At 60.5% G+C, this 4,653-nt stretch carries 4 protein-coding genes; 2 read left to right on the forward strand and 2 right to left on the reverse strand.

The features are described 5' to 3' along the window. Positions 1-64 precede the first annotated feature (64 nt). Together deoC and AX756_RS24465 are read left to right on the forward strand one after the other, a co-directional pair. Entirely contained in the window at positions 65-748 is a 684-nt protein-coding gene (gene deoC, locus AX756_RS24460; protein ID WP_068318446.1) for a deoxyribose-phosphate aldolase, read from the forward strand. Then, the gene (locus tag AX756_RS24465; protein WP_068318449.1) at positions 741-2,285 is read left to right on the forward strand and encodes a xylulokinase; all 1,545 of its coding nucleotides are present in this window, start codon (positions 741-743) and stop codon (positions 2,283-2,285) included. The genes deoC and AX756_RS24465 overlap by 8 nt, the downstream gene beginning before the upstream one ends. A gap of 66 nt (positions 2,286-2,351) precedes the next feature. Here AX756_RS24465 and AX756_RS24470 read toward each other — a convergent pair whose 3' ends face one another. Together AX756_RS24470 and AX756_RS24475 are read right to left on the reverse strand one after the other, a co-directional pair. Next, positions 2,352-3,368, reverse strand: coding sequence for a dihydroxyacetone kinase subunit DhaK (locus tag AX756_RS24470; protein ID WP_068318452.1), 1,017 nt, complete (start codon positions 3,366-3,368; stop codon positions 2,352-2,354). A gap of 35 nt (positions 3,369-3,403) precedes the next feature. After that, a complete protein-coding gene (locus AX756_RS24475) occupies positions 3,404-4,345 on the reverse strand; it encodes a sugar-binding transcriptional regulator (RefSeq protein WP_068318454.1) in 942 nt (313 codons plus the stop codon). Between the last annotated feature and the right edge of the window lie 308 nt (positions 4,346-4,653).

Below are 4,653 nucleotides of genomic sequence, written 5' to 3' on the forward strand. Positions count from 1 at the left end.
ATAACTCCGGCCGAAGCCTTTGAGCCCGGCCGGGTAAGACACCTCCAGAAACCACGAGAAAATCATGCGCCTGACAGGATCCAATATCGGGAAGTACCTCGATCTGAGCGCCCTCAAAACGGATACGACCCACGCCGACATCGCCAGGATGGCCGACCTTGCCTGTCAGCATCGCTGCGCCTGTGTCTTTGTCTTTACCGCGCATATCCCGTTTCTGCTGGAGTATCTCGGGCCGCGACGGCAGAGCCTGGGGCTCGGCGGCGTGGTTGGGTTCCCGACAGGCAGTTGCAGCACTGGCATGAAGGTAAAACAGACGCAGGAACTGATCGAACTCGGCGTCGACGAGGTCGACATGGTGCAGAATGTGAGCTGGCTGAAAAGCGGAAACCCGGCCGCCGTTGAAGCTGACATTCGGGCGGTCGTTGCGGCTGCGGGCGGCAAGCCGGTCAAGGTCATTCTGGAATGCCACTACCTTAGCGATGCGGAGATCGCCGAGGCCTGTGAAATCGCGATCGCCGCCGGGGTGGACTATGTGAAGACCGGCACTGGCTGGGCACCGACCGGGGCCACTCTGGACCGGGTTGCGCTCATGGCGGAAACCGTTGCCGGTCGCTGCAAGCTCAAGGCCGCTGGCGGCGTCCGGGATCGGCAGACCATGGAGGCAATGATCGACCTTGGCGTCACCCGTTTCGGCATCGGCGTGGACACCGCGGTTTCCATCCTTAAATCGGTTGAAGACGATGGCTGACCCAGTCCCCACACCGGCATCGCCAGGCTTTGTTCTGGCCTATGATTTTGGAACCGGAGGGTGCAAATCCTCGATCTACGCGCAAGACGGCCACTGCCTCGCGGAGCATTTCTGCGGCTACGAAACACATTTCCCCGCGCCCGGATATCATGAGCAGAGCCCGCAGGATTGGTGGGCCGCCGTCAAGGATAGCACTCGGATCCTGTTGGCAAAGCTTCCGAAAGAAACGGTGCATGCGATCAAGGCTATCGGCATTTCCGGCCACAGCCTGGCGATGGTCCCGCTCGATGGCGACGGGAAACCCTTGCTGGACCGCGTTCCGATCTGGTCGGATGCACGTCCTCAGCAGCGCGAGTTGTCGGTCCTGTTCGACAAGGTGGACGAGGAAGACTGGTACCTGCTGACGGGCAACGGATTTCCTGCTCAGCTCTACACGGTCTTCAAGATCCTCTGGCTGAAGCACAACGAACCCGATCTGTTCGCCCGGACCAGAACCGTGCTCGGGAGCAAGGACTACATCAACCTGATCCTCACCGGCACCGTCGCGACCGACTATTCCTATGCCTCGGGCAGCGGCGTCTACGATTTGCAGAACTGGAAGTACTCCGACCGGCTGCTCACGGCGTCCGGGCTTCCACGGGACCTCTTCCCCGATATCCTGCCCTCCGCGGAGGTCATCGGCCAGGTGCTGCCGGAGATTGCCGAAGGCCTTGGCCTGCCCGCCGGGATCTCGGTGGTCTGCGGTGGCGTGGACAATGCCTGCATGGCGCTTGGGGCGAATTGCACATCGGAGGGCGATGCCTACAATTCGCTGGGATCGTCGAGCTGGATTGCCGTCGCGTCGGCCAGGCCGGTGCTACAGGCCGAAAAACGGCCCTATGTGTTCGCCCATGCCGCGCCGGGGATGTTCGTCTCGGCCACGGCCATTTTTGCCGCTGGAAGCAGTTATCGCTGGTTCCACGAGCAAATGGCCCCGGATTGCACCTACGCCGCACTCGACGAAATGGCGAAGTCCGTTTCCGTTGGCTGCGATGGATTGCTGTTCAACCCCACGCTTGCCGGGGGCAGCAGTATCGACAAAAGCCCGAACACCTGCGGAGCCTTTGTTGGCCTGACGCTGGCGCATGGCCGGGGGCACCTGGCACGCGCGGTGCTTGAGGGCGTTGCCCTTGGGCTGGGGCGTGCGCTGGATGTTCTGAAGTCGGAAACTGATATCGGCCCGGAGATCCTGATCGTCGGCGGCGGCAGCAAGAGCGACCTGTGGTGCGAGATCCTCGCCGATTGTTTCGGCCACAGTGTCGTCAAGTCCCGCGTCGACGAACAGGCGGCGGCCCTTGGGGCCGCGGCGCTCGCCTTTGTCGGTTCCGGGCTCTGGGCGGACTTCTCGCCTCTGGCCGCACTGCATGCACCGCAAGCCACGAATAGACCGGACCCGGACAATCTGCGCAGGTACAACGCGATGGCACATCGCTTCAACGCGGTTTCAGATTTCCTGTCGGAAGATGGCGACGCTCAGGCCGGACGCACGCCAGCCTGAACAGCCTCCGCAAAGGACGACCGTTGAGATCAACGGCGAGATCAGGGATATCCGCCCGAAGCGGACCTATTCCGGGTCGTTTGGCGGGAAGATTGTGGGGAAGAACGGGGCCGAGCAGGGCGCGTCCCAATGCTTTTTCATCTCCGGCGTCAGCCGCGTGATATTGATCTGGAAGCCTGCCTGTTCCTGTGCCGTGACGAATTCACCGATCTTGCTGCGCGCAACCGTGATCCCCCGATCCACGCATGATCGCCAGACCTGTCGGAACACGATGAACAGCTCCATCAGGCTTGTGGCGCCCGCGCCATTGAGCAGGACGAGCAATTCATCCCCCCGCGATACGCCAAGATCTTCCACAAGGCGGGAAACCATCATTTCAGCAAGCGAGTCGGCGTTTGTCATGGCGAAGGTTTCACCTGTGCGTTCGCCATGTTGCCCCATGCCGACGACCATCGAGTTTTCGGGTATGGTCAACGGGCTGGCGCCGGTAACAGGGTGAGACGCCTCACGGAACCCGACACCAAGCGTTCTGGTGTTGTCGACGACCGCTTCAGCCAGATCGGCAACGACGTCCAGGGGAAGTCCCGCCTCGGCCGCCGCACCGGCGATCTTGATCACGGGGAGGATCCCGACCAGGCCTCGACGATTTTCCTTCTGTTCCGGAGCGCCAGAGGCGATGTCGTCATTGACCACGATCATCCGGGCATTCAGCCCAGATGCCGTCACGCGCTCGGTCGCGTAATTCGCGGTAAGTACATCTCCCGCGTGGTTGAGCACCAGGAACAGGACACCGGCCCCGCGGTCGGACATCTGCAGGGCCCGCACGCATCGATCCGGCCCGGGGGCTGCAAAGATCTCGCCCGGCACGCTCGTATCCAGAAGCCCGGTCCCGACAAAGCCGCTGAGCGCAGGCTCGTGACCGGAACCGCCCAGAGTGACAAGTGCGACCTTCCCATCCGGCTTCGGCGAACGGCGAACGACGATCCGGTCGTCGATGATGCGAATTGCGTCCGAATAGGCGAGCGAGAAACCTTCCAACAACTCGGGAACCAGGTCCTCGCGATCATTGATGATCTTCTTCATCTCATGCGTTTCCTCGTTGGGTGTCAGAGTCGGGATCAGATGTCTTCGAGCAGCCGGTTGGCCATACCCTCATCCGTGATCAAATGGGTGATTAGCCCGGTTCTGAGCGCGCCAATCGTCGCGGCGGTCTTTTCGTCGCCGAACCCGAAAGCCAGGACATTGGGTATCTTGCGCAACAGATCCAGCGGGATGCGCATCACGATATCGGTGTCGCTTTCGATGAACCGGCCTTCGCGATCGAAATAGTAGGTGGCCATCATGCCCACGGCGCGTTTCTTGCGGAGCTTCTGGCCAAAACGGGCCGCTGTTGCCTGGTCGGGGGTGGATGGATATGTGCCGATTCCGATCAGTACCATCTGCAGCCGCTTCCACAGGTTCTGGATGGACTGGAACTCATTGGTCTGCTCGAAGAGCTTCTTGTTCTCGACTGATGCCGGAAAGGCGGGAGCCATGAAGTAATGCGGTGAATAGCCCGTCTTCTGGCTCAGAACGCGTGCGAGTTCGTTGGTCTGGAACCACTTGATGTCATAGGGCGCGGACCCGATCAGCGGGCAGATATCACCCTTGCGCTCGGTATCGCTGGCAACCGGTTTCATCTCGTCGAGAATCGTGCCGGTATCCGCTCCCCAGCTGACGCCGATAGTGTTGACTTCATCGATCCAGTTTTCAACGTAGCGAGCGGCTTGCGAAAAGAAGACACGCCGGCGGATGTCCTTTTCGGAGGACCCGGTCTGGACCACGAGACCGCCCTTCAGCCCGAACTTCTCGCAAAGCCGTTGCTGCAGGTCATCATTGCTTTCGAAGGGCGACTTGATCTCGATTTTGACGATCCCAAGAATGCGGGCCTCGGCCAGGTGCTTGCTGACCGCCGGGCGCGAGATGTCCAGCTCCTTGGCGATTTCCGCCTGTGTCAGCCCGTCTTCGTAATAGAGCCTGCTGATCTCGACCAGTCGCAGTATTTCGGATTTTCGTTTCATCGAGCTCCATTGAACCTCGCAGTCACGTCAGCCTGTCTGTCGGGACCATCGGCTTCAAGATACGGAAATCCGCGGCCGGAACAACCTGCTCGGGATTCTCCATCATTCGGCATCTAGGAAGGCAGCAAACGGGTGAGACGCAGTCGAACTTCGTTGACTTGTCACGTCTTTCGCCGGTCGGGTCAAGGAAAACCACTGGCCTTGGATCATGCCTCCCCATCCGCCATCTGAACATTTGTTCAACCATATGTAACATCGTTGTGGACGTTTGTCATGACATATGATAGCTCTTTTGGTGCGGGGTCATG

This window comes from Aliiruegeria sabulilitoris (genome assembly GCF_001558155.1).
Classification (GTDB): Bacteria; Pseudomonadota; Alphaproteobacteria; order Rhodobacterales; family Rhodobacteraceae; genus Tropicimonas; species Tropicimonas sabulilitoris.

Bases quoted from the DNA above. Each gene is read 5' to 3' on its own strand.
- AX756_RS24475 (WP_068318454.1), bottom strand. From the start codon at position 4,345: ATGAAACGAAAATCCGAAATACTGCGACTGGTCGAGATCAGCAGGCTC.
- AX756_RS24465 (WP_068318449.1), top strand. From the start codon at position 741: ATGGCTGACCCAGTCCCCACACCGGCATCGCCAGGCTTTGTTCTGGCC.
- AX756_RS24470 (WP_068318452.1), bottom strand. From the start codon at position 3,368: ATGAAGAAGATCATCAATGATCGCGAGGACCTGGTTCCCGAGTTGTTG.
- deoC (WP_068318446.1), top strand. From the start codon at position 65: ATGCGCCTGACAGGATCCAATATCGGGAAGTACCTCGATCTGAGCGCC.